Origin of the sequence: Micromonospora sp. DT233 (assembly GCF_049841815.1) — a bacterium.
Lineage (GTDB): Bacteria > Actinomycetota > Actinomycetes > Mycobacteriales > Micromonosporaceae > Micromonospora.
On sequence record NZ_JBNCLB010000003.1, the window covers coordinates 119,526 to 144,931 of the forward strand.

20 protein-coding genes are annotated in these 25,406 nt (G+C 74.1%); 16 read left to right on the forward strand and 4 right to left on the reverse strand.

The features are described 5' to 3' along the window. The 13 genes from ACLQ2V_RS08550 (at nucleotide 1) to ACLQ2V_RS08610 (ending at nucleotide 14,813) form a co-directional block, all read left to right on the forward strand. Nucleotides 1-1,950, forward strand: coding sequence for a VWA domain-containing protein (locus ACLQ2V_RS08550; RefSeq protein WP_425717850.1), 1,950 nt, complete (start codon nucleotides 1-3; stop codon nucleotides 1,948-1,950). A gap of 85 nt (nucleotides 1,951-2,035) precedes the next feature. Then, nucleotides 2,036-2,500 carry a hypothetical protein gene (locus tag ACLQ2V_RS08555; protein ID WP_425717851.1) on the forward strand — a complete coding sequence of 155 codons (465 nt, stop codon included), beginning with the start codon at nucleotides 2,036-2,038 and terminating at the stop codon, nucleotides 2,498-2,500. Between the two features lie 83 nt (nucleotides 2,501-2,583). Continuing rightward, nucleotides 2,584-3,981 carry an FAD-binding oxidoreductase gene (locus tag ACLQ2V_RS08560; RefSeq protein ID WP_425717852.1) on the forward strand — a complete coding sequence of 466 codons (1,398 nt, stop codon included), beginning with the start codon at nucleotides 2,584-2,586 and terminating at the stop codon, nucleotides 3,979-3,981. Beyond that, complete coding sequence (locus ACLQ2V_RS08565) at nucleotides 3,978-5,321, forward strand: class I SAM-dependent methyltransferase (protein ID WP_425717853.1); 1,344 nt, start codon at nucleotides 3,978-3,980, stop codon at nucleotides 5,319-5,321. Before ACLQ2V_RS08560 ends, ACLQ2V_RS08565 begins: the two co-directional genes overlap by 4 nt. Nucleotides 5,322-5,413: 92 nt before the next feature. Next, nucleotides 5,414-5,974, forward strand: coding sequence for a helix-turn-helix domain-containing protein (locus ACLQ2V_RS08570; RefSeq protein WP_425717854.1), 561 nt, complete (start codon nucleotides 5,414-5,416; stop codon nucleotides 5,972-5,974). After that, entirely contained in the window at nucleotides 5,967-6,806 is an 840-nt protein-coding gene (locus ACLQ2V_RS08575) for an SRPBCC domain-containing protein (RefSeq protein WP_425717855.1), read from the forward strand. The genes ACLQ2V_RS08570 and ACLQ2V_RS08575 overlap by 8 nt, the downstream gene beginning before the upstream one ends. Before the next feature lie 94 nt (nucleotides 6,807-6,900). Further along, entirely contained in the window at nucleotides 6,901-7,134 is a 234-nt protein-coding gene (locus ACLQ2V_RS08580; protein WP_425717856.1) for a zinc-ribbon domain-containing protein, read from the forward strand. Between the two features lie 7 nt (nucleotides 7,135-7,141). Then, entirely contained in the window at nucleotides 7,142-7,321 is a 180-nt protein-coding gene (locus ACLQ2V_RS08585; RefSeq protein ID WP_425717857.1) for a hypothetical protein, read from the forward strand. A gap of 45 nt (nucleotides 7,322-7,366) precedes the next feature. Continuing rightward, nucleotides 7,367-8,755, forward strand: a complete 1,389-nt coding sequence (locus ACLQ2V_RS08590) for an MFS transporter (RefSeq protein ID WP_425717858.1) — start codon at nucleotides 7,367-7,369, stop codon at nucleotides 8,753-8,755. Nucleotides 8,756-8,766: 11 nt separating this feature from the next. Then, a complete protein-coding gene (locus tag ACLQ2V_RS08595; RefSeq protein ID WP_425717859.1) occupies nucleotides 8,767-9,876 on the forward strand; it encodes a hypothetical protein in 1,110 nt (369 codons plus the stop codon). Continuing rightward, entirely contained in the window at nucleotides 9,873-11,549 is a 1,677-nt protein-coding gene (locus tag ACLQ2V_RS08600; RefSeq protein WP_425717860.1) for a hypothetical protein, read from the forward strand. The genes ACLQ2V_RS08595 and ACLQ2V_RS08600 overlap by 4 nt, the downstream gene beginning before the upstream one ends. Before the next feature lie 242 nt (nucleotides 11,550-11,791). Next, complete coding sequence (locus ACLQ2V_RS08605; protein WP_425717861.1) at nucleotides 11,792-14,005, forward strand: putative bifunctional diguanylate cyclase/phosphodiesterase; 2,214 nt, start codon at nucleotides 11,792-11,794, stop codon at nucleotides 14,003-14,005. Nucleotides 14,006-14,054: 49 nt separating this feature from the next. Continuing rightward, entirely contained in the window at nucleotides 14,055-14,813 is a 759-nt protein-coding gene (locus ACLQ2V_RS08610; protein ID WP_425717862.1) for a MerR family transcriptional regulator, read from the forward strand. A 907-nt stretch (nucleotides 14,814-15,720) separates the two neighbouring features. Here the strand turns inward: ACLQ2V_RS08610 and ACLQ2V_RS08615 are convergent. After that, a complete protein-coding gene (locus tag ACLQ2V_RS08615) occupies nucleotides 15,721-17,304 on the reverse strand; it encodes a GntP family permease (protein WP_425718314.1) in 1,584 nt (527 codons plus the stop codon). Nucleotides 17,305-17,390: 86 nt separating this feature from the next. Next, the gene (locus ACLQ2V_RS08620) at nucleotides 17,391-18,944 is read right to left on the reverse strand and encodes a gluconokinase (RefSeq protein WP_425717863.1); all 1,554 of its coding nucleotides are present in this window, start codon (nucleotides 18,942-18,944) and stop codon (nucleotides 17,391-17,393) included. Between the two features lie 246 nt (nucleotides 18,945-19,190). Here ACLQ2V_RS08620 and ACLQ2V_RS08625 point away from each other — a divergent pair, with 246 nt between their 5' ends. Continuing rightward, a complete protein-coding gene (locus tag ACLQ2V_RS08625) occupies nucleotides 19,191-20,297 on the forward strand; it encodes a hypothetical protein (protein ID WP_425717864.1) in 1,107 nt (368 codons plus the stop codon). Between the two features lie 76 nt (nucleotides 20,298-20,373). Then, nucleotides 20,374-20,739 carry a membrane protein insertion efficiency factor YidD gene (yidD, locus tag ACLQ2V_RS08630; RefSeq protein ID WP_425717865.1) on the forward strand — a complete coding sequence of 122 codons (366 nt, stop codon included), beginning with the start codon at nucleotides 20,374-20,376 and terminating at the stop codon, nucleotides 20,737-20,739. A gap of 189 nt (nucleotides 20,740-20,928) precedes the next feature. Here yidD and ACLQ2V_RS08635 read toward each other — a convergent pair whose 3' ends face one another. Next, the gene (locus tag ACLQ2V_RS08635; RefSeq protein WP_425717866.1) at nucleotides 20,929-21,369 is read right to left on the reverse strand and encodes a VOC family protein; all 441 of its coding nucleotides are present in this window, start codon (nucleotides 21,367-21,369) and stop codon (nucleotides 20,929-20,931) included. Nucleotides 21,370-21,566: 197 nt separating this feature from the next. Here ACLQ2V_RS08635 and ACLQ2V_RS08640 point away from each other — a divergent pair, with 197 nt between their 5' ends. Continuing rightward, nucleotides 21,567-22,112 (forward strand): class IV adenylate cyclase, encoded by a 546-nt coding sequence (locus ACLQ2V_RS08640; RefSeq protein ID WP_425717867.1) that lies wholly within the window; start codon nucleotides 21,567-21,569, stop codon nucleotides 22,110-22,112. Nucleotides 22,113-22,228: 116 nt separating this feature from the next. Here ACLQ2V_RS08640 and ACLQ2V_RS08645 read toward each other — a convergent pair whose 3' ends face one another. Then, nucleotides 22,229-25,291 carry a DUF3427 domain-containing protein gene (locus tag ACLQ2V_RS08645; protein WP_425717868.1) on the reverse strand — a complete coding sequence of 1,021 codons (3,063 nt, stop codon included), beginning with the start codon at nucleotides 25,289-25,291 and terminating at the stop codon, nucleotides 22,229-22,231. Nucleotides 25,292-25,406 lie beyond the last annotated feature (115 nt).

Genomic DNA, 25,406 nt, shown 5'->3' on the forward strand with positions numbered 1-25,406 from the left:
ATGGCCGGCAACCGGTTCCGGTACGGGCAGTGGCGCGGCGGCCCCGACCCGCTCGCCCCGCCGTACGACGTGCGGGCCGCCGTGGACGCGGTCGGCGCGGAGGTGCTGGCCGGGGGGAGCCTGCGGGAGGCGCTGCGCGGCCTGCTGCGGCGCGGCCCGCAGGGGCGCGACGGCCTGGACGGCCTCGCCGACCGCGCCCGGCGACTGCGCCGCGAGGCGTTGCGCCGGGGCGGCCTGGACGGGGCGGTCACCCGCGCCCGCGCCCTGCTCGACCAGGCTCTCGCCGCCGAGCGCGACGAGCTGCGCGGGCGGGCCGACGAGGCGGCCCGGTTCGCCGAGGCGGTGCTCGACAACCTGCCCCGCTCCACCGCCCGCGCGGTGCAGGAGCTCGCCGGCTACCCCTGGGTCAGCGACGAGGCCCGGCAGGCGTACCAGAAGATCCTCGACGGGCTGCGCGGTGACGTGCTGGAGCAGCGCTTCGCGGGGCTGCGGGACGCGGCGCGGGCCACCGCCGACCCGGCCGTGCAGCGGCAGCTCGCCGAGATGATGCGCGACCTCAACGACCTGCTGGCCCGGCACGCCCGGTCGGAGGAGACCACCGACGCGTTCGCGGAGTTCATGCGCCGCCACGGCGAGTTCTTCCCCGAGCGCCCGGCCGACGTCGACGAGCTGGTCGACGTGCTGGCCCGCCGCGCGGCGGCCGGACAGCGGCTGATGCGGTCGCTGTCGGAGCGCCAGCGCGAGGAGCTGGCCGGGCTGATGGGGCAGTCCCTCGGCGACCGGCTGGCCGGCGAGCTGTCGGCGCTGGACGCCAACCTGCGGGCGCTGCGCCCGGAGCTGAACTGGAACCGCGGCGAGCAGGTCCGCGGCCAGCAACCCCTCGGATACGGCGAGGCGGCCGGCGCGCTCGACGAGATCGCCGAGCTGGACGCGCTGCTGGACGGCCTCGACCCGGAGCAACCGGGCGGCACCCTCGACGACGTGGACGTCGAGGCGGTCTCCCGCACCCTGGGCCGCGACGCCGCCGACGACCTGCTGCGGCTGCGCGAGCTGGAGGGGGAGCTGCGCCGGCAGGGCTGGGTGACCCGCGACGCCGACGGGCTGACGCTGAGCCCGAAGGCGCTGCGCCGGCTCGCGGACAGCGCCCTGCGCCGGGTCTTCGCCGACCTGACCGCCGGGCCGCGCGGCCGGCACGACCTGCGCTCCGCCGGTGCCGCCGGCGAGGTGAGCGGGGCGTCGCGGCCGTGGGAGTACGGCGACGAGCAGCCGGTCGACGTGGTGCGCACCCTCACCCGGGCGGTGGGTCGCGCCGGCCCGAGGGTGCCCGTTGCGCTGGTGGCCGCCGACTTCGAGGTGGTCGAGACCGAGCGCCGGGCGTCGGCGGCGGTGGCGCTCTGCGTGGACCTGTCGTACTCGATGTACTCGCAGCAGCGCTGGGGGCCGATGAAGCAGACGGCGCTGGCCCTGTCGCACCTGATGGCCACCCGGTTCCCGCAGGACGCGTTGCAGATCATCGGCTTCGGCCTGGAGGCGGCGACGCTGACCCAGGCGGAGTTGGCGGCGGTGGAGCCGGATCTGCAACAGGGCACCAACCTCCAGCACGCCCTGCGGCTGGCGGGCCGGCACCTGCGCCGGCACCCGGGCGCGGAGCAGGTGGTCCTCGTGGTCACCGACGGCGAGCCGACCGCCCACCTGGACCCGGACGACGGGGCGGCGTACTTCCACTGGCCGTCGCTGCCGGAGACCGTCGAGGCGACGATCCGGGAGGTCGACCGGCTCAGCCGGGCCGGCGCGACGCTCAACCTCTTCATGCTCGGCGACGATCCGGGCCTGCACAGCTTCGTCGACGCGGTGGCCCGCCGCTGCGGGGGCCGGATGTTCACCCCGGACCTGGGCGACCTCGGCGAGTACGTGGTCAGCGACTACCTGCGCGCCCGCCGGGGCCGCTGAACCGGCCCCGCCCGGCGTCCCCGTCCGGGTGAACCGGGTGCGGTAGCGCGCCGCCGCCCGCCCGGCCGCGCGATTGACTGGGGGCGTGGAGAGCGCGGGGTTGCGGCGGGCGTACGACGAGGTGCTCGCCGAGGTGGAGGCGGGCGGGTTCGCGCCGCCGGACGACGGGGGGTTGAGCGCCGAGCAGATCGTGGCGCACCTGGCGGTCAACGACGAACTGATGAGCGAGGCCACCGAGGCGGTGTTGAACGGGTCGCCGTTCGCGTACTACGACCTGGAGACCGTGCACCGGCCGCAGCTCGACGCGCTGGCCGCCGAGCACGGCGGGCTGACCGGGCTGGCCACCCTGCTGCGCGCGACCAGCGAGGGGCTCTGCGCGCTGGTGGACCGGCTGGGGCCGGCGGCGCAGACGCCGGTGCGGACGCGGCTGCACGAGGACGTCGACCTGCGGGTGGACGAGGCGCTGCCCTGGGGCCGGGCCCTCGACCTGCACACCCGGGTCCACCTGCCCAAGCACCTCGCCCAGCTCCGGGCGTTGCGCCCCGCGTGAGCGGCGGTCACGGTCGCTGACCTGGCGAATGCCGCCGTGGCGATACCCGCGGGATCGACGCCCGTGCGCGTAAAGTGCTCGTCATGTGTGCTGTCCGTGTGGATCATCAGGTTGACCACGACGGAGCGGTGGAGCTGCTGCGGCGGTCGTACGCCGCGGTGCCCGCCGGCGAGACCGTGCGACTGGCGAAACGCACCTCGAACCTGTTCCGCCCGAGGTCGACGCCGAGCGCCCCCGGCCTGGACGTCAGCGGCCTCGGCTCGGTGCTCGGCGTCGACCCGGTCGCCCGCACCGCCGACGTGCAGGGCATGTGCACCTACGAGCGGCTGGTCGACGCGACCCTGCCGCACGGGCTGATGCCGCTGGTGGTGCCGCAGTTGCGCACCATCACCCTGGGCGGCGCGGTGACCGGGCTCGGCATCGAGTCCACCTCGTTCCGGCACGGCCTGCCGCACGAGTCGGTGCTGGAGATGGACGTGCTCACCGGCGCGGGGGAGATCGTCACCGTCCGCCCGGAGGGGGAGCACGCCGACCTCTTCGCGGCCTTCCCCAACTCGCTGGGCAGCCTGGGGTACGCGACCCGGCTGCGCATCGAGCTGGCGCCGGTGCGGCGGTACGTGGCGCTGCGCAACGTGCGCTTCACCGACCTGGACGCGTTGGTCGAGGCGATCGGCGAGGTCACCGCCACCCGATCCTGGGGCGGCGAGCCGGTGGACGCGATGGACGGGGTGATGTTCAGCCCCGGCGAGGCGTACCTGGTGCTGGCCACCTTCACCGACACCGCGCCGAAGGTCGGCGACTACACCGGCGAGGAGATCTACTACCGCTCGCTGCGCCGGCTGCCCCGCGACTGGCTGAGCGCCTACGACTACCTCTGGCGGTGGGACACCGACTGGTTCTGGTGCTCGGGGGCGTTCGGGGCGCAGCACCCGGTGGTGCGGCGGCTCTGGCCGGCGCGTCTGCGGCGCAGCGACGTCTATCACCGCCTGGTCCGGCTGGAGCACCGGCATCAGGTGGTCGCCCGGGTCGACCGGCTGCGCGGGCGGCCGGCCCGGGAACGGGTGGTGCAGGACGTGGAGGTCCCGCTGGCGGGCACCGCCGAGTTCCTGCGCTGGTTCGCCCGGCGGGTGCGGATGTCGCCGGTCTGGCTCTGCCCGCTGCGGCTGCGCGAGCCCGCCGGCCCCGGATCGGCACGGGCCTGGCCGCTCTACCCCCTGGAACCGGGGCAAACCTACGTCAACATCGGCTTCTGGGGGACCGTGCCGATCGCCGAGGGCGCCGCCGACGGCGACGTCAACCGGCTGGTCGAGCACGCGGTGTCCGAGGCGGGCGGCCACAAGTCGCTCTACTCGGACGCGTATTACGACCGCGAGGCGTTCGACCGGCTCTACGGCGGGGACACCTGGCGGGCGGTGAAGGAGCGTTACGACCCGGACCACCGGCTCACCGGACTCTACGAGAAGGCGGTAGCACGACAATGAGCCTGACCGAACGTGAACAGGGGGCGGCTGGTCCGTCGCCCGTCCCGCCGGCCGAGACCCGGCGCCCGACCCCGACCGTGGCCGACGTGGTCCGCGCCGTCACGGCCGAGCCCCTGCCGGTGCGGGTCACCGGGTACGACGGCACCGCCGTCGGCCCCGCCGACGCCGGGATCACCATGGGCATCAACTCCGAGCGGGGCTTGTCGTACCTGCTCACGGCCCCCGGCGACCTGGGCATGGTCCGGGCGTACGTGCGGGGCGACCTGACCCTGGGCGGGGTGCACCCGGGCGACCCGTACGAGGCGTTGCGGGTGCTCAAGGAGCAGTTGCGGCTGCGCCCGCCGGCGCTGGCCGAGGGGCTGGCCCTGCTGCGCGGGCTGGGCCGGGAGCGGCTGATGCCGCCGCCGCCCCCGCCGCAGGAGTCCGCGCCGCGCTGGAAGCGGGTCGTCAACGGGCTGCGCCACTCCCGGTCCCGGGACAGCAGCGTCATCTCCCACCACTACGACGTCTCGAACGCCTTCTACGAGTTGGTGCTCGGCGAGTCGATGACGTACACGTGCGCGTTGTTCCGCAGCCCTGGCGACACGCTGGAGCAGGCCCAGGCCGCCAAGTACGAGCTGGTCGCCGGGAAGCTCGCGCTGCGGCCGGGGATGCGGCTGCTCGACGTGGGCTGCGGCTGGGGCGGCATGGTCCGGCACGCGGCCCGCGAGTACGGGGTGCGGGCGCTCGGGGTGACCCTGTCGAAGGCGCAGGCGCAGTGGGCGCAGGCGGCGATCGAGCGGGAGGGGCTGGGCGGGCTGGCCGAGGTGCGGCACCTGGACTACCGGGACGCCCCGCGCGAGCAGTTCGACGCGATCTCCTCGATCGGCCTCACCGAGCACATCGGGGTGCGCAACTACCCGGGCTACTTCCGCGCCCTGGGGGGCCGGTTGCGCCCCGGTGGCCGGCTGCTCAACCACTGCATCACCCGGGCCGACAACCGCGCGCCGCACCGCTCCGGCGCGTTCATCGACCGGTACGTCTTCCCCGACGGGGAGCTGGCCGGTCCCGGCCGGCTGATCGGCGAGATCCACGACGTCGGGCTGGAGGTGCAGCACGAGGAGAACCTGCGGGCGCACTACGCGCTGACCCTGGCCGGCTGGTGCCGCAACCTGGTGGCGAACTGGGACGCCTGCGTGGCCGAGGTCGGCGAGGGCACCGCCCGGGTGTGGGGCCTGTACATGGCCGGGTCGCGGCTGGCGTTCGAGCGCAACGAGATCCAGTTGCACCAGGTGCTGGCCACCCGCACCGACCCGCGCGGGGTCAGCGGCTACCCGCTGCGCCCGGACTGGCCGGCCTGAGCCGACGCTGACGAAAAGGGACGGCCGCGTCGGCCGTCCCTTTTCCCGAACCGATTGACAAAGAAGTTTTGTACGTACAAACTGATTTTGTTATGAGAGACGTCCTGTACCTGGAAGAGATGGGGCAGGCGGAGAGCCTGCTCAAGCCGCGCCGCATCGAGGTGCTGCGGCAACTGGCCGAGCCCCGCACCTGCACCGAGGTCGCCGCCCGGCTCGGCCAGACCCCGCAGCGGGTCTACTACCACGTCAAGCAGCTCGTCGCGGCCGGCCTGGCCGAGCAGGTCTCGCAGCGGCAGGTGCGCGGCATCAGCGAGGGCAGCTACCAGGCCGTCGCCCGGTCGTACTGGCTCTCGCCCCGGCTCGTCGGCCGCATCGGCGGGCTGCGCCGGGCCCGCGACGAGCTCAGCCTCGGCCACCTGCTCGACCTGATGGAGGAGGTCCAGGCCGACGTCGCCGCCCTGGACCGGGCGGCCCCCGAGCTGCCCTCGATCGGGGTCTCCGGGGAGATCCGGGTGCCGGCCGAGCGCCGGCAGGAGTTCCTCGCCGACCTGCGCGGCACCCTGCAGGACCTGTTCACCCGCTACGGGGGCGCCGAGGGCGACGCCTTCAAGCTCGCCGTGGCCTGTTACCCCAAGGGGGAGAACGATGACTGAACCGATGACCCTGCGCGCCCGGCTCGCCGCGCCCGCCGACGCGGTCCACCGGGCCCTGACCGACCCGGCCGAGCTGCGCGTCTGGCTGGCCGAGCACGCCGAGGTCGAGCTGCCGCACCGGTACGCGTTCTGGGGGCGCTACACCCCCTCCGGTGACGCCCCGCACCAGCGGCTGCTGCACGTCGACGACCGGACCCTGCGCTTCGCCTGGCTGCTCGACGGGGTGGAGACCAGCACCGAGATATCCCTGACCCCCGAGGGGGAGTCGACGATCCTCACGCTGCGGCAGAGCCACTTCGACTTCGCCGAGGCGATCGCCGAGAGCAGCGTCCGGGGGGTGCTCCAGACGTACTGGTCGCTGGCGATCACCAACCTGGCCGCCCGGCTGGAGGGCCGCCCGCTGCTGCCGCGCACCGACTTCACCTCCGCGCGGCTGCGCGGCGAGCTGCTCATCGACGCCCCGACCGACCGGGTGTACGAGTCGCTGACCGACTCGGAGCAGGCCAGCGCCTGGTTCGGCTACCCCATCGGCATCGAGCCCCGGGTCGGCGGCCGGTACGCCATGGGCGGCTTCGACACCGGCTACACCGCCAAGGTCGTGGACCTGGAGCCGGGCCGGCGGATGTCGGTCGACTGGGGCAGCCCGTCGGGCGTCACCACCTGGGAGCTGGCCGAGTCCGACGGGAAGACCAGGCTCACCTTCGTGCAGAGCGGCTTCGACGAGCGGCACCCCCCGTACGCGGCGTGGAGCGGCTCGGTCGCCGGCCTCGGCGAGCTGGTCCGCTACCACGAGATGCCCGACTGGCAGCCGATCTGGCTCCCCGAGCGGTGACGGCGCGGCTCCGTCGGGCATCGGGCGCCGGTGCCCGGCGGGCCGGATCGCCGATTCGAGGGTGAAGACGGACCCGGGTGGGTATAGCGGGGCGATGTTCTTCATATTCGGGCTCCGCACCAAGGTCGACCGCTCGGGCGTGGTGCAGCAGGTGTGCCGCAACTGCGGCAACCACGCCGCCCAGGTGATCAGCCGGCGGTCCACGAAGTTCACCCTCTTCTTCATCCCGCTGATCCCGGTGCGCACCCGCTACGTGCAGCAGTGCAGCTTCTGCGGGGTCCAGTACGACATCGACCGGGCCGAGGCGCGTCGCCTCCCGGTCGGCTGAGCCGTCGATGGCCCGTTTCCTCAGTTGGCTGATCGGCTGTCAGCCCGCCCTGACGTCGGAGCCCCCCGCCCCCACCGCGTCCCGCCCGCCCTGCACCCCGCGTCGCCGCCCGCGCCGCCGCGCCCGCCGCCCCTCGGCCGGCACCACCCTGCCCCGCTCACCCTGGAACCGCTCCGCCGGCCGCTGACCCACCCCCACTACGCTGGGACGGCCGCGAGGAACGGGGAGAGTCGTGCGCAACCATCCGGCCGTCGTGCTGGTCGCCGTCCTGCTGTCCACAGTGTCGCTGCCGCTGTCGCTGACCGGCGCGTCCGTCGCGCTGCCGGACATCGGCCGCGACCTCGACGCCGGGCTGGCCGGGGTGCAGTGGGTGGTGAACGCCTACAACGCCACCTTCGCCAGCTTCATGCTCGCCAGCGGCGCGCTCGCCGACATCTTCGGCCGCCGCCGCGTCTACGCCGCCGGGCTGGCGATCTTCGCCGCCGCCGGGCTGGCCGGCGCGTTCGCCGGGAACATCGTGCTGCTCGACGCCCTGCGCGCGGTCGCCGGCGTGGGCGCCGCCGCCGCCGCGACCAGCGCCGCGGCGCTGCTGGCCGACGCGTTCACCGGCCCGGCCCGCGCCCGCGCGTTCAGCCTCTTCGGCACGGCCATCGGCGCGGGCCTGGCGTTCGGCCCGTCGATCTCCGGGCTGCTGATCGAGGCGTTCGGCTGGCGGGCCGTCTTCGCCGCCCCGGCGCTGGCCGCCTGCGCGGTGCTCGCCCTGGTCCCGCTGCTGCCCGAGTCCCGCCCGGCGCGCGCCGGCCGGGTCGACCGGCCGGGCACCGTCACCTTCACCGGGGCGCTGCTGCTGCTCATCTTCGGCTTCGTGCAGGGCCCCGAGTTCGGCTGGGCCGACCCGGTGATCGTGGCCGCCTTCGGCGGGGCGGCGGCCCTGCTGGCGATCTTCGTGCGGGTGGAGCGCCGCCGCGCCGAGCCGATGTTCGACCTGACCCTGCTGGCGAGCCCCCGCTTCCTCGGCGTCTGCCTGGCGGCGGGCACCATCGTCGCCGTCATGGTGCCGCTGCTGGTCTACCTGCCGTCGTACCTGACCACGGTGGTCGGGATGACCCCCGGCGCGGCCGGCGGCACCCTCATCCTGCTCACCGCGCCCACCCTGGTCCTGCCGCTGCTCACCGGCGCGCTGACCCGGCTGGTGCCGGCCTCGGCGGTGATCGTCTTCTCCGTGGCGGTGGTCGGCGTGGGCGCGGCCTGGGCCACCGTGCTCGCCCCGGGCAGCGACGCCGCCGCCCTGGCGGGGCCGCTGCTCACCATGGGGGTGGGGATCGGCCTGTCGATCGGGCTGCTCGACGCCATCGCCGTGGGCAGCGTCGCCCCCGGCCGGGCCGCCACCGGCGCCGGCATGATCAACACCGCCCGGCTGGCCAGCGAGACCATCGCCATCGCGGTGGTCGGCGCGGTGCTGGCCAGCACCACCGCCGGGCGGCTCGCCGACCCGGGCTTCACCTCCGGCCTGCGTACGGTGCTCTGGGTGATGGCCGCGACGGCGCTCGCCGCCGCCGGCGCGGTCACCGTGCTGGTGCGGCGCGGCGCGGCCCGCGCCGTCGCGACGCCGACCGCCTAAGGTGACCTGTCGTGACGAGCACCGAAGAGCGACTGGCCGGGATCCGGGGTGACGCCCCGGCGCGGCGGCACAACGCCCGGACGATCGCCGCGCTGACCGGCAACCCCGGCTGCGACCGGCGGGCCGTGCTGGACAGCGCGGGGGCGGACAAGACGAAGCTGGCCGCGCGGGTCGGCTTCCCCGCCCGGTTCGGCCAGTCCCGCTTCGCGATCACCCGGGGCAACGCCTTCGAGGCGCAGGTCAAGGCCGACGGCGGGGCCGAGCTGCTGCGGCTGGTCGCCGAGCGGCTCGGCGTCGCCGACCCCGGCCCGGCGACCTGGACCGACCTCTCGGCCGACGACCGGGCCGGCCAGTCCGACCGCTCCGCCCGGTCCCGGGCCGCGCTGACCGCCGCCGCGCCGACCGGCGACGACGCCCCCGCCGCCCTCTTCGACCACCCGCTGCTCGGCCTCGACGTGGCCGGCCAGCGGGTGTACCTGGAACCGGACCTGGTCGCCGCCCGCCTCGCCGGCCGCTTCCACGTCGTGGAGGTCAAGTCGTTCCCGGTCATCGACGGGCAGGCCGACCCGGCCAAGGTGGCCGCCGCCGCGATCCAGTCCGCCGTCTACGTGCTGGCCCTGCGCCAGCTGCTGGCCGCCGAGGGGCACGACCCCGAGCTGGTCTCGGCGGACGTGGTGCTGGTCTGCCCGCGCGACTTCGCCAACCAGCCGGTGGCCAGCATCGTCGACGTGCGCCGGCAACTGCTGGTGCTGCGCCGCCAGCTCGACCGGATGGCCCGCATCGACGACCTGCTGACCCGGGTCCCCGCCGACTTCACCGCCGACCCGGCGGCCGACCCCGCCGACGTGCGCCGCTCCCTGCTCTCCGTGCCCGCCCGCTACGCCCCCGACTGCCTGGCCGCCTGCGAGCTGGCGTACTTCTGCCGCGACGCCACCCGCGCCGAGACCGCCACCCTGGGCCGGCCGGTCCGCGAGGCCCTCGGCGGGGTGGCGACCGTCGCCGAGGTCCTCGCGCTGGCCACCGGGGAGCACGCCGGCGAGCCGGAACAGGCGGAGGCCGCCGCGCTGCTGCGGGCCGCCGCCCGGCTGCGCGCCGACGCCCTGGCCGGGCAGAGCGCATGAGTACGCTGCGCGCGCTCGCCAAGGCGCAGGCGCTCGCCGCCGGGGTGGCCCAGCCGGTGGCCACCGTCGCGCACCTGCACCTGTCGACCCGGCCGCTGGTGCTGGTGCCGCTGGCCATGGCCGGCGAGGCCAACGCCCCGCTCGCGGCAATGGTCGGCACCGCACCGGACGACGCCCGGCTGCTGATCGTGCCGCAGCCCCGCAACCGGGACCAGCGCTTCGCGTTCGCCGCCGAACTCGCCGGGATCGTGCTGCCCCACCTGGAGTCCTTCCGGGGGGTCGCCGAGGCCGTCGCCGTGGACCGGGGCCGCGACGTGCGGTACCGCTACGTCGACGCCCCGCAGCTGCTGGTGCCGAACCCGGCCGGGATCACCTTCCTGCGGCTGCTCGGCCGCTCCACCCGGTTCCGCCGCACCGACGGCGACTACCCGGTGCACCCGGCGGTGCCGCTGCTCGGGCGCTGGCTGACGTTCTTCGCCGACCGGGCCGAGCACCCCGGCTCGGCGGCGCTGGTGGCGCTGACCGAGGCGCTGACCCTGCACTGGGCCACCGGGCAGAGCGCGGTGGAGGACCAGCACCTGCCGGCAGTGCTCGGCTGGCTCGACCCGCCGCCGGGGCTCGACGGCGCGCGGGCGGCGGCCCTGGCCGAGGACCCGACGCGCTGCCCGCCCGCCGGCCCGGCCACCGACCCCGAGTTCGACAACAAGGTCCTCGCCCCGGCCATCGCCGCGTACACCGAGGCGGCCGACGACGCGGCGGCCCGCGAGTGCGCGTACGCGGAGCTGGAGCGGGCGCTGCGCGGTCAGCTCGCGCCCACCTGGGAGCTGATGTGGCGCGGCGTGGGGCTGCTCTCGGCGCTGCCGCCCGGCGCGCGGGTGGCCGCGCGCTGGGCCGGCGACCGGGACGCCTTCACCGCGTACGCCGAGCACGTCGACGCCGACGGCGGCCCGCAGCCGCGCCGCGACGGCGCGGTGGCCGCGGCCGTGCGCCTGCACCGGCTGGAACGGGCCGCCACCTCATACGCGGTGCAGCGCGCCTACGACGACCCGCTGGTGATGGCGGAGCACCGGCTGACCGGGGAGGCGTTCGTCGGCGACGTGACCCTGGCCGACCCGAGGCGGATCGACGACACCGGCAAGCGGCCGGTGCTGCGCCCCCGCATCCAGGTGGTCACCACCGAGCCGGTGACGGTGCCGGTCGGCGCGACCCTCTACTCGCCGACCCGCCCGACGCAGAAGGCGAAGGTGGTCTTCCTGACCCCGGCGGCCGACGGCAAGACCGAGGTGGTGCTGGAGCTCTCCGGCGGCATGGGGCGCGGGCTGACCGCCCCGCCGGGCACCGTGCCGGAGGTGGGGGAGCGGCTCTGCCTCACCACCCTGTCGGAGGCGTTCATGCCGGCGGGTGCGTTCCCCGACCCGGCGCAGACCCCGTGGACCCACGGCGGCCCCCCGGACCGGTTCGTCCCCGACCAGCCCCCTGTCGCTCCCGTCGCTCCCGTCGCTCCTGTCGCTCCCGTCGCTCCCGTCGTTCCCGTCGCTCCCGCCGGCCCGGCGGTCCCCTTCGGAGCTGCCGCCCTTGCCGGCCAGGCGGTCCCCTCCGGAGCTGCCGCCGCGAACCCCTTCGCGCCGGTGGGCGGGCCGGTCGACGGCGACCCGGCCGAGGAATGGGCCTGACCGCCGGCCCGGCGCAGCCGAACGGGTACGCCGGGTGCGCCAACGAGAACCGGCCGGCTCTGGCGGGCCGCCCGGCGGCTGGCTAGTCTTTCGTGGTTCGCCGTCGACGACCGGTCCTCACCGTCGAGGTGCGCGAAGGAGAGGAAGCCGGAGCGACCACTGTGCTGCCCCACGACGCACCTCACGCCTTCGCGGCCCCCTTCAGGGCGTACCGGTCCGGCCGGCGCGGCCTTGTCGTGGCCGTGGCGATCCTGCTGACCGAGGCGATCTGGCTCTTCGCCCGCCTGCCCGGCGCGGCCCTGGTCAGCGACCTCGGCGCGGTCGCCGTGGCGAGCTGGGCCGGCTTCGCCTGCCTGTGGGCGGCGCGTCGACACCCGACACCGCTGCACCGGCTCTGGGCGCTGCTCGCGGCCACCGCGTGGCTCGCGGCCCTCGGCCGCGTGCTGTGGACCGTGCAGCGGCTGAGCAGGGACGGGCTGCCGCACACCCCGCTGATCGGGGCGCTGTTCACCCTCGGCATCCTCACCGGCACCGCCGCGCTGCTCTGTTCCCTGGCCGCCCCGCGCAGCGCCATCGGCCGGGCCCGCACCGTGCTGGACGGGGTCATCGTCGGGCTCTCGCTCATCCCGATCGGCTGGGTGCTGGTCTTCCGCGACGTGGCCGCCGCCGACCTGGCCGATCCGCTGCACACCTTCGGGGTGCTCTACCCGATCCTCGACCTGATGCAGCTGACCATCCTCGTGGCGGTGGCCGGCCCGAGCCGCCCGGTGTGGCAGCCGCTGACCCTGATCGGGGCGAGCCTGGTCATCCGGGCGATCGCCGACGCCACGTACATCTCCCTGGTCGTGCACCACGACTACACCCCCGGCCACCTCGTCGACCTCTACTGGCCGCTGAGCTACCTGCTGATCGGGCTCGCCAGCGGTTACCCGCTGCCCCCGCCGCCCGCCGACGCCGACGAGGCCACCGAGTCGCCCCTGCCGCCCTGGTGGCGGGTCGCCCTGCCGTACCTGCCGGTGGGCGGGGCGATCGTCGCGGTCGTGCTGGCCCGCCGGCCCACCGGGCAGACCCCGCAGCTGGTCTTCGTCGGGATGATGGCGCTGCTCGGCGTCCTGGCGCTGCGGCAGGGGCTGGCCGCCAACGAGAACCTGCGACTGGTCGCCCGGCTGCGCCAGCTCGCCTACACCGACCAGCTCACCGGCCTGCCGAACCGGCTGATGTTCACCCGCCGGCTGCGCCGGGCGCTGCGCGACGAGACCCCCGTGTCGGTGCTGCTGCTCGACCTGGACGGCTTCAAGCAGGTCAACGACCGGTTCGGGCACGGTGCCGGCGACGACCTGCTGACCAGCATCGCCGCCCGGATGGAGCGGGTCGTGGCCGACGACGGCAGCATCGCCCGACTCGGCGGCGACGAGTTCGCCGTCATCGTCGACGGCAACCGGCAGGCCCGCCCCGAGCGGGTGGCCGAGCGGATCCTCGCCGCCCTGCAACCCTCGGCGGGCGAGGAGGACGTGGGGGTGCACCCCTCGGCCAGCATCGGCATCGCCGAGTACGGCCCGCAGCACACCTCCCACACCGACCTGCTGCGCGACGCCGACATCGCCATGTACGCGGCCAAGGCGGCCGGGAAGTCCGCGTACCGCACCTGCACGCCGGCGCTGCGGGAGGCGGTGGTGGGCCGCGCGGAGCTGATCGCCGACCTGCGCCGCGCCGTCGACGAGGAGCAGTTCCACCTGGAGTACCAGCCGATCGTCGACCTGGCCACCGGCGAGGTGCGCAGCGCCGAGGCGCTGGTGCGCTGGCGGCACCCCCGGCTGGGGCTGCTCACCCCGGCGAAGTTCCTGCCGCTGGCCGAGGAGACCGGGCTGATCCTGCCGATCGACCGGTGGGTGATCCACGAGGCATGCCGCGCCGCCGCCACCTGGCGGGACCGGGCCCCCGAGGCGACCGTCGCGGTGAACATCGCCGCCGCCCACCTGCGCCGCGCCGACCTGATCGCCACCGTCACCGCGGCCACCGCCGGCGCGGGCCTGGCCCCCCGCGCGCTCACCCTGGAGCTGACCGAGTCGGCGCTCATCGACGGCAGCGACCGGGTGCTGGAGCGGCTGCGCCAGCTCCGCGAGCTGGGCATCCGGATCGCCATCGACGACTTCGGCACCGGGTACTCGTCGCTGAGCTACCTGCACGACATCCCCGCCACCGACCTGAAGATCGACCGCTCGTTCGTGGCCCGCCTCGGTGAGGACACCCGCGCGTACGCCACGGTGGAGATGGTGACCCGGCTGGCCGGGGCGTTCGACCTGACCGTGGTCGCCGAGGGGGTGGAGACCGACGCCCAGCACGCGGCGGTCACCGCGATCGGCTGCGTCCACGGCCAGGGCTGGCGGTACGGCCGCCCCGGCCCGCTGGCGGATCTGCGCGCCGCCCTCACCCAGGTGCCGCAGAATCAGGCTTGACCCTCACGCGACGGCAGGCGGCAGCCTGGTCTTCGAAAGGGAGGGAGCCATGGCGTACACGGTGGGACAGGTGGCGAAGGCCGCCGGGGTGACGGTGCGGACCCTGCACCACTACGACGAGATCGGCCTGCTCTCGCCGAGCGGGCGCACCTCGGCCGGTTACCGCCGCTACGACGACGCGGACCTGGACCGGCTGCAACTCGTCCGGTACTACCGTGAGCTGGACTTCCCTCTGGAGGAGATCACCGCGATCCTCGACGACCCGGCCGCCGACCCGGCGGCGCACCTGCGCCGGCAGCACGAGCTGCTCAACGGGCGGATCGGCCGGTTGCAGGAGATGGTCGCGGCGATCGAACTGGCGATGGAGGCGAGAAGAATGAACATCAGACTGACCCCGCAGGAGCGGTTCGAGGTCTTCGGCGACTTCGACCCCGACGCGCACTCCGCGGAGGCGCAGCAGCGCTGGGGCGACGGCGAGGCGTACCGGGAGTCCAGCCGGCGCACCGCCGGCTACGCCAAGGAGGACTGGCTGCGCATCAAGGCCGACAACGAGGACTGGGGGCGGCGGATCGGTGCCGTGCTCGACTCCGGCGCCCCGGCCGACGGCCCGGAGGCGATGGCGCTGGCAGAGGAGCACCGGCAGCTCATCAGCCGCTGGTTCTACGACTGCTCGTACGAGATCCACACCGGGCTGGCCGACATGTACCTGGCCGACGACCGGTTCACCGCTCACTACGAGAACATCCACCCCGGCCTGACCGCCTACCTGAACGAGGCGATCCACGCCAACGCGATCAGCCGCGCCTGATCGACGGTGCCGCGCCCCGGCCCGGCCTGATCGACCCGGGCCGGCCGGGGCCGGTGGCCTTTGGTCTCTGCTTGCCTTTGGTCTCTGCTCGCCTTGGTCTCGGCCGGCTGGTCCAGGGACCGGTCCTGGCTGGTCTTCGCGGCTGGTCTCGGGGCCGGTCGATCCAGGGCCGGCTGGGTGGTGCCGGGTGGCAGGCGACCGGCGTGGCTGGTCTTGCCGACGCGGGCCGGCAGGCCTGGACCTATACCCCTGCGAGTCCTATGGAGCTGAATCGTCTACGACATCACCGGGCCGTCCGACCACCCGACAGCCGACAGTCCGCGCACCCTGGTGCGGTGGCCGGCTGGTCGGGTGGTGGTCTAGCGGCGACGCTTCCGTGGTCGGGTGTCGAGTGGCCGACGCTTCGGTGGTCGGGTGTCGAGTGCCGACGCTTCGGGCAACAGGCCGACCATAAAGCCGACAAGTCGGGATGAGTCAGACGTGCAAGCGGTGAGTTCCCCGCCTGTGCCCGGTGCGGGACTTCATGATCAACACCGTGTCATTGACATTGGGGCATCCCGTGGAAGTGAGGCCGCCATGTCATTGACATTGAGTTGATCTTGAGGTTTTCGGCTTGAGGGCCCAGCCACCCGCGATTCGCCTGCGACATCAGCTCCAAAGGGGGCGCGTCAGACCATGCCCCCGCTTGCCCGCTTGCCCGCTTGCCCGCTTGCCCGCTTGCTCGCTTGACAAGGGCTAGTCCGGGGCGGGGCGAGGGCTGGGCGAGGGCAGGGCTGGGCGAGGGCAGGGCTGGGCGAGGGCAGGGCTGGGCGAAGGCGGGGCGGCGAAGTCCGAGGCAAGGCGAATCCAAGGCGCGGCGAGCGGAGGATGGAGCGGGGCGAGTGGGCAGGCGGGAGGGGCAGGGGCGTCATAGCAGCAGGTCGAGCAGGAGCACGCCGAGGAAACCGACCACCGAGATGATCGTCTCCATCACCGACCAGCTCTTGATGGTCTGCCCGACGGTCAGCCCGAAGTACTCCTTCACCAGCCAGAAGCCGGCGTCGTTGACGTGCGAGAAGAACAGCGAGCCGCAGCCGATGGCGAGGGCCAGCAGGGCCACCCCCGGCTGGTCGAGGCTCGCCGCGAGCGGGGCGACGATGCCGGCGGCGGTGATGGTCGCGACCGTCGCCGAGCCGGTGGCCACCCGGATGCCGACCGCGACCAGCCAGCCCAGTACCAGCGGGGAAAGGCTGGCGTCCTTGGCGGCGTCGGCGACCAGGTTGCCCACCCCGGCGTCGACCAGCACCTGCTTGAACCCACCGCCGGCGGCGACGATCAGCAGGATGCCCGCGATCGGCGGCAGCGACCCGCCGAGCACCGACGAGACCTGGCTGCGGCTGAAGCCGGCCTGGTAGCCGAGGGTGAACATGGCCAGGATGACCCCGGCCAGCAGGGCCACGATGGGGGTGCCCACGATGTCCAGGGCCCGGCGGCCGGCGTTCCCCTCGGCCAGGGTCAGCTCGCCGACGGCCCGCAGCAGCATCAGCACCACCGGCAGCAGCACCGTGATCACCGCGGGCCAGAACTTCGGGGCCCGGCGGGCGGTCTCGGTGCCGGAGTCGTCGACCGGGGCACCGGGGCGGCCGGTGCCCGGGTTGAGCAGGTCGTCGTCGGTGAGCAGGTCGCCGTCGACGTCGTTCGGCCCACGACCGGCGGGACCCCGGTCGGAGCTGTCCGCGCCGCCCGCGCCCGGACCGGTCCCGTCCGCCCCACCCGCGCCCCGGCCGGTGCCGGCACCCGCGCCCGCACGCGCCGGCGCGCGGGTCGGCAGCAGCGACTCGGGGATGGTGGCGGGGACGTACCGGGCGATCAGGTTGCCGAAGACCGGCCCGGAGATGATCACGGTCGGGATGGCGACCAGCAGGCCCAGCCCGAGCGTCAGGCCCAGGTCCGCGTTGAGCGAGGAGATCGCCACCAGCGGGCCCGGGTGCGGCGGCACCAGGCCGTGCAGCACCGACAGGCCGGCCAGCGCCGGGATGCCGAGCTTCATCAGCGGTACGCCGGTGCGCTTGGCGACCAGCAGCACGATCGGCACCAGCAGCACCACGCCGACCTCGAAGAAGAGCGGCAGGCCGATCAGCGCGGCCACCCCCGCCATCGCCCAGGGCAGCGCCCCGCCGGAGACGCGGTCGACGATCCGGGTGACGATGCCGTCCGCGCCACCGGACTCGGCGAGCAGCCCGCCGATCATCGCCCCGAGGGCGATCAGCAGGCCGACCCCGCCGACGGTGGAGCCGACGCCGCCGCTGAACGACTCGATCATGGGCTCGGGCGACACCCCCGCGGCGACACCGAGCACGGCCGCGCCGAGGATCAGCGCCAGGAACGGGTGGACCTTGGCCCAGGCGATGAGGACCACCACCGCGGCGATGCCCAGCAGGGCCGCGACGATCAGTTGGGCGTCACCGGCGTCGGTGAGCGGCTCCGCCGGTGCGGCGAGCAGAGTCGGCACGGTGAGCGGCTCCGCCGGTGCGGCGAGCAGAGTCAGCACGGCATCACGACCTTAGGACGGTGCCCGTGTGGGCAGGGCACGGGCGATCACATGGGTGCGGGAGTGGGCGGTGGCTCGGCCGGCAGGCTCGGGGAGAGCCGGCGCAGCGACGAGAACGTCGGGACGAGCGCGTCGTAGAGCTCGGAGTGCAACGGCAGGAGGGCGGCGTAGACGGCGGCGGCGGCCGGGTCGGGGCGTACCGTCTCGTCGATCTTGACCAGGTCGGCGGCGACGTCGACGGACGCGATCAGGCCGAGGGCCTGCATGCCCAGCAGCGCCGCGCCGAAACTGGAGCCCTCGTGGCCGGCGGGGAAGCGCACGGGCATGCCGAGGGCGTCGGCGAGGATCTGCCGCCACAGCGGGCTGCGGGCGAAACCGCCGCTGGCCCGCACCTCCCGCACCTCGTTGCCGGCCGCCCGCACCGACGACAACACCAGGGCGAGCTGCTGGCAGACCCCCTCCAGCGCCGCCCGCACCAGATGCTCGCGGCGGTGACCGTGGGTCAACCCGACGTACGCCCCGCGCGGCAGCGCGCTCCAGTGCGGGGCGCGCTCGCTGAGCAGGTACGGCAGCATGATCAGCCCACCCGAGCCCACCGGCGCCTGGGCGGCCAGGTCGAGCAGCTTCTCCTCGGACTCCTCGCCCAGCTCGGGGGCGAGGGCATCGCCGGCCCACTGCAACACCACCCCGCCGTTGTTGATCGCGCCCCCGACCACCCAGCGGTCCTGCGTCAACGCGTAGCAGAACACCCCGCCCAGCGGGTCGACGGCGGGCCGTTCCACCATCACCCGCATCGCCCCGCTGGTGCCGATCGAGCAGGCCACCACGCCGGGGTGTACCGCGCCGAGGCCCAGGTTGGCCAGCGGGCCGTCGCCCGCGCCGACCACGATCGGGGTCTGCGCCGGCAGCCCGGTCGCGGCGGCGGCCGACGCGGTGAGCCCCGGCAGCACGGTGGTGGTGGGCACGAGCCGGGGCAGTTGCTCCTCGGTGATCCCGGCGATCCGCAGCGCCTGGGCGTCCCAGTTCAGGGTGTGGATGTTCATGAGGCCGCTGGCCGAGGCCACCGAGTGGTCGGTGACCAGCTCGCCGACCAGCCGCAGCAGCACGTAGTCCTTGATGCCGACCCAGTGCGCCACCCGCCCGAAGAGGCTCGGCTCCTGCTCGGCGAACCAGACGAGCTTCGGCAGCGGGGCCATCGGGTGCACCGGGGTGCCGGTGCGCCGGTGCAGCGCCAGCCCCGAGGGGACGCTGCGCAGCCGCTCGGCCTGCCGACTGGATCGCGAGTCCGCCCAGGTCACCGACGCGGTCAGCGGCACGCCGTCGGCGTCCAGCCCGATCAGGCTGTGCATCGCGGTGCTGAACGACAACCCGGCGACCGGGTCGGGCAGCTGCGCCACCACCGTGCGGAGCGTCTCCACCACCGCGTCGAAGATCAGCAGTGGGTCCTGCTCGGCGTAGCCGGGGTGCGGCTCGTCCAGCGGGTAGCCGACCGAGTGGCTGGCCAGCTGCCGCCCCTCGCTGTCGTACGCCACGCTCTTGGTGCTGGTGGTGCCGATGTCGACGCCGATCACGACGCGCGGGCGCTGGTCCGGGCCGGGCACGGGTCCCCCTTCGCGTCGCGTCGCATCGCGGTGGCCGGCGCGGCGTCGCGACCCGGCTGCGGCTGACGTTACCCAGAGACCGCCCGGTCCGCACCGCGACCGAGGTTCACCGGCCGGCGACGGCCGGGGCGCCGCGCCGTGTCCACCGATCGGGTGAATCGGGAGCGTTCCCGGTCCGCCCGACACGCGGCGACCGTTGATCCTCACGACACCCCGGTTGGTGGCTCGCGCGGCGGAGGAGTCGGCGTGGCGAAGACTGATTCGACGGGTTACACGTGGCGGTACCGGTGGGCGCACCGGCAGAACGAACGGCGTCGGCGGGCGTACCGCGCCGCGGAGCGGGCCTGGCGGCGGCGCGACGACGAGCTGCGCCGGCTGCGCGCCACGGCGGCCGACTTCGGCCGCACCGCGACGACCGACGCCGGCCTGCCCCTCGAACTCGCCCCCGGCGAGGTGGTCTTCTGGGCGCTGCCGGCCGCGCAGCTCGTCGAGCTGCGGCACACCGCCGTGCTCCCCGCCCCCGACCTGACCGTCGAGGCCGGCCGGCCGGCGCTGCGCCACCGGCGGCCCGACGGGGTCAAGGTGGTCGACGCCGGGATCGCCGTGCTCACCGACCGCCGGTTGGTCCTGCTCGGCGGGCACGGCCGGCGCGACTGGGCGTACGGGAAGATGACCGGGCTGGCCCACGACCCGGCGGCCCCGGTGACGCTGATCCAGGTACTCGACCGGCGGGGCGCGTCCGGGCTGCTGCTGCCCGCCGACGCCGCCGCCGAGTTCCGGTTCACCCTCACCCTCGCCTTCGCCGAGGCCATCGAGCAGCGGGGGACGATCCTCGCCCAGCTCGACGAGCTGATCGCCGAGCACGACCAGCTCCGGCCGTTCCGCCCGTCGATCGCCACCCCCGCCCAGGCCCGGCTCGCCGCCGCCGTGCCGGGCGGCCGGCGTGCCGTCGCGGTCGCCGCCGCCGCGGCGCTGCTGATCCCGGTGGCGCTGCTCGAATCGGACCCGCCGGTGCGCCCCGGCTCGGACGTCGCCTCCGCCGCCACCGCCGCCCCCACGGCCGGTGCCACCGAGCGGGCTGCCCGCAAACCGCGCCGGCCGACCGCGTCACCCGCCGCGCCGCGCCCCGGCCGCTGCGGCGCCCCGGCCAACCCGTTCGGGTACGACTACTGCGACGGCACCCGCGTCCGCCGGCCCGACGTGCGGGTCTGCGACGTCTTCGACTGCGGGCCGGACTTCTGGGCGGGGCAGGGTTACCTGGTGCAGTGCCGCGACGGCACGGTCAGCCTCACCGGCGGCCGCCCCGACGTCTGCGCCGGTCACGACGGCCTGCGCCGCACCGTCTGGGCCTGACCCCGCCGGCCTCTGCGACGGTGACGGGCCCGCAGGGCCGTCACGGTGACTGGCGCGGCCGTCGCATCATGTACGCGTGATCAACCTCAAGCCCAAGCGGCGCAAGAAGAAGCGTGGTGACTCCTGTACCGACTGCGACTGTGACGGTGCATCCTGCTGCGACTTCGGAGTCTTCTCGTTCATGCTCACCCTCGGCTCGATGGCCGCCGGGGTGACCCGGGCGCCGGTGGTCGACCGGGCCGGCCGGGCGGCAATCCTCGGCTACCGGCGCTGGCTGTCGCACCGCTGGCCGGGCCAGTGCCGCTACACCCCGACGTGCAGCGCGTACGGGCTCGCCGCCGTCGAGCGGCACGGCTTGGCCGTCGGCGGTCGGATGGCCGCCGAGCGGCTGCGTCGCTGCAAGCCCCACGTGCCGCGGGGCACCCACGACCCGGTCCGCTGACGACGGGTACCGCCGGCATCCGCCCGTTACCTTTTTGATCGTCCCCAGTCGGGACCCCCGGTCGTCACGACGACGGTGTCCGTCCCGCCGCCCGTCACGATGGCGGCACCGCGCCCGGACTTTGGACGGTCTCCGTCGGCCAGGACGGAAACCGTCCAAGAATCACGGTGTGGGGTGTCGCCCGGGTCGTCAGAAGGTGGGGAGCGTGATGGTGCCGTCGGCGGCGAGCGGGAAGCCGGGGTTCCAGGCGATCTCCCAGACGTGCCCGTCGGGGTCGGTGAAGCAACCGGCGTAACCGCCGTAGAAGGTGTTCCGGGCGGGCCGGGTGACGGTTGCGCCCGCCGCCGACGCCTCGGCCAGCACGGCGTCGACCTCCTCGCGGGACCGGACGTTCTGCGCCAGGCTCAGCCCGCCGAAGCCGTCGGTGCCGGCGTCGGGAATCCCCGCGTCGGTGATGCCCGCGTCGGCGGCCAGCTTGTCGCGCGCCCAGAGCACGACGGCCAGGCCGCCGGCCTGGAAGAAGACGGTCTGCTCGACCTCCTGGCCGCGCCAACCGAGCCGCTCGTAGAAGGCACGGGCGCGGGGCAGGTCGACGACGCCGAGGGTGACCAGGCTGAGGCGCTGCTCCATCCGCGTACGGTAGCCCCCGTCCGGGGTTGGCTCGCCCATCGGCGCGCGGCAGGACTGCCGCTCCGGCCTCTGCGATCCGCCTGGGAATTCCACGCTCGACAATTCGTGTCTAGACGCAGTGTGTCTCGGGGCGCGGTCGCTGCGGCTGTGGTTGAGTGGCCGGGTCCACGACCGGCTGGGCCTGGAGGTGCGGTGACGTGCGGGAGATCGAGGTCAAGTACCGGGTCGGCGACCCGGCCGCGCTGGTCCGAGCCCTGGAGAGCAGGGGAACCGCCTTCTCCGCGCCGGTCCGACAGGACGACCAGGCGTACGCAGCCAACGGCTGGAGCTACGGGCAGAGCAAGACCGGGGCGGCCTTCGCGCGGCTGCGTACGGAGAACGGGCGGCACACGTTCTGCGTCAAGCGGCCACTCGACAACGAGTTGGCCTGTGCCGAGCACGAGACCGAGGTCCACGACCGAGGCGAGATGCACGCCGCGATTCTCGCCATGGGCTTCCACCCCACCATGCGGATCGTGAAGACGCGGCGCACCGCACGGCTCGACCGGATGCTGCTTTGCCTGGACGAGGTCGAAGGGCTCGGCGCGTTCTTCGAGATCGAGACAATGACCAGCGGCGAACAGCCGGCGACGCAGGTCCAGCAGGAGCTGGATCGGTTCGCCCGGTCCCTCGGCGTCGGCCTGGAACGTCTCACCGAGACCTACGACTCGCTGATCCGCGCGGCCCTGCCCGTCGGGGTCTAAGCCGGGGCGGGCGCGTCCAGCAGCGGCCGGAGCCGGAGCAGCAGTTCGGCCGTGACCTCCGTCCCGGCTCGCCGTGGCGCTGATCGGTCCTGCGGCGTATCGAGCCGCTCGGCCGATCAGGCGGCGATCGTCCGCGCGGCCGAGTACATGTCGCCGGGCAGCGGGTGGGCCAGCTCCCAGACGATCCGCATCGGTCGGTCCCCGCTGTGGCTGCGGTACGTCATCGGCCCCGCGTACAGGTAGGTCGGCGCGCCGAGGTCCCGGTCCGGCACCCGGGTCTGGCGCACGAACAGGTGCACCGTGGAGCCCTGCTCCTCGTGGTTGACGTACCGCTGCCCGGTCGCCGACGCCACCGAGGTGGTGCTCTGCGACTCCCACTGGAACAGCCGCTCGGTGATCGCCCGGTCGGCGTACATGGTGGTGGGGGAGTAGTGCCGCTCCGACTTGACCAGCGTGACGAAGAAGAGGTCCGCCCGCTCGTCCGGCAGCCACTTCACGCCCTCGCGCAGCGACCCCGGGTTCGCCATTCCGAACGCCGCGCACGCCTCGTTGCGGCTGTACCGGGCGTGCACCCGCAGCGCCCCGAGCGGCGTCGTCACCCGGTGGATCCGGTCCCGCAGCACCTCGGCGACCTGGCCCAGCTCGGCCCGGCGCGCCGGCTGCGCCCACAGCCGCGCCAACCGCTCGTCCCGCGAGGACAGGGACGCGTTCGGCCCCCACAGGTCGAAGTGCAGCATGTTCCACAGCCGGCCGGCGGGCGGCCGCTCGCCGGCCGCGACCCGGACCAGCAGGTCCAGCCGGTCGGTGTCGTCGAGGTGCAGCATCCGCCCGATCGCCCGCCCCAACTCGCGGTCGTCCGCGTCGGGCGTCGACGCGCCGAGTCCGGCGAGCCGCCGCAGCCCGGCCCACCCGCCGATCGTCGCCGACCGGTACACGTCCTCGATCTCCAGACCGGTCTCCCGCAGGAACTCCGCCAGGGTGACGTCGCCGAGCTGCCGCAGCTCCGCGACCAGGCCCCGCTTCGAGGTGGGCAGGGCGGTTTTGAGGTTGTCGAGCACCACATTCTTCGCCACCCGGTCCAACTGGACGTGGCAGCCGCTCGGCAGGGACGGGAAGCCCTGCTCGACCGCCTCCTTGATCGCCCGCCGACTCACCCCGGTCAGCGCCCGCCAGCGCAGGTCGAAGCGGAAGTTGGCGTGCTGCCCGCCGATGAAGTCCAGCACCGTCAGGCAGGGCTTGTCGTCGTCCAGGCGCAAGCCACGGCCGAGCTGCTGCAGGAAGATCGTCGCGCTCTCGGTGGGCCGCAGCAGCATGATCGTGTCGACCATCGGCAGGTCGACGCCCTCGTTGAACAGGTCCACGGTGAAGAGCACCCGCAGCTTGCCGGCCTTGAACTCCCGCAGCAGCTCGTGTTGCGCCGCCCTGTTGAGCTGCGAGGTCACCGCCGCCGACGGCACGCCGTGTCGGGTGAACCAGCCCGCCATGAACTCCGCGTGCGCGATGCTCACGCAGAACCCCAGCGCCCGCATCCGGCCGACGTCGACCGCGTCCCGCACCGTGCGCAGCACCAGCCGCGCCCGCGCGTCGTTGCCGGTGTAGACGCCGCTCAGCTCGCCCTGGTCGTACCCCTGCCCGCGCCGCCACCGCAGGTGCGACAGGTCCACGTCATCGTGCACCCCGAAGTACTGGAACGGTGCCAGCAACTGCCGCTCCAGGGCCTCCCACAGGTGCAGCTCCACGGCGGCGCGGCCGTCGAACCACCGTCGCACGTCGCCGCCGTCGGCCCGGTCGGGGGTCGCCGTCAGCCCCAGCAGTACGCGCGGACGCAGCCGCTCCAGCAGCCGGGCGTACGTCGGCGCCTCCGCGTGGTGGAACTCGTCGACGATCACCATGTCGTACGCCTCGGGGTTGATATTCCGCCGGTGCAGCGACTGGATCGAGCCGAAGACGTGCCGCCACTGTCGCGGTTCTTCGCCTGCGACCAGGATCTCGCCGAAGCTGCCGTCCCCCATCACCTGCCGGAACGTCGACAGGCTCTGCCGCAGGATCTGCTCCTGATGGGCCACGAAGAGCAGCGAATCGACGGTCTTGTTCTTGTGTAGGCGGCGGTAGTCGAGCGCCGCCACCACCGTCTTGCCGGTGCCGGTCGCCATCACCACCAGGTTCCGGTGCCGGCCGTGCACCTGCCGCTCGGCGTCCAGGTCGGCCAGGATCTCCGCCTGGTACGGGTACGGCCGCACGTCCAGGTTGGAGATCTGCGTGACGCCGTCGTCGGCCTTCTCTCCGCGCAGTGCGTGGCGCAGCCGCTCGCCGTCGCGGTGGGTGTCGTAGCCCTCGAACGCCGGATCGTTCCAGTAGTCCTCGAAGGTGGCGGTGAAGGTGTCGATGACGTGCGGCTGCTCGACGTTCGAGATCCGGACGTTCCACTCCACCCCGTCGATGAGCGCGGTCTTCGACAGGTTCGACGAGCCGACGTACGCGGTGGTCAGGCCGTTGCCCCGGCGGAACAGCCACGCCTTGGCATGCAACCGGGTCGTACGCGTCTCGTAGGAGACCTTGACGTCGGCGCCCAGCTCGACGAGCCGATCGAGGGCGCGCTGGTCGGTGGCCCCCAGGTAGGTGGTGGTGATGACCCGCAGCTTGCCGCCCCGGGCGATCAGCCTCTCGATGGCGGGCTCGACGACGCGCAGCCCGTACCACTTGATGAACGCGCAGAGCAGGTCCACGGAGTCGGCAGAGGCCATCTCATGGTTGACCTCGTGGCCGATGCGGGGCTGGTGGCGGCCGTTGACCAGCAGCGCGCCGGTGGAGAGCGGGGTGGTCGGACGATCCGGGAAGGTCGGCTGCGCCGGTGGGGTGGGCGGGGCGGCGATGGCGTGCAGCAGGTTGCGGGCGTCGGCGATCTGGTCGCCGTGGGTGGCGGCGTCCGGGTCGAGCTCGGTGATGGCCTGCGCGATGCGGTTGGCCAGGTCGACCTGGCGGTGCAGCTTGTCGTCGTCGTTGGGGACGGCCTGCAGGGCGCGGCTGATGAGGGTGGCGAGGTGACGGGTCAGGTAGTCGTGGGAGTCGGCGGGGTCCAGGGGGCGGTGCTGGATGAGGGCGGGGTCGAGATGGCGGAGATAGCCGGCGAGCTGTCGGGTGATGAGGTGCTCGTGGATGCCCCGCTCAAGATCCGTCACTCTGGCAACCTAGCGAGCGAAGGCGAGGAATACTGCCCTCCGACGTTTCATCAGCGGCGAGTCGTCAGGGCCGGGGCCATGGGACCGGAGTGATACCGCTGACCCCAACCCGCTG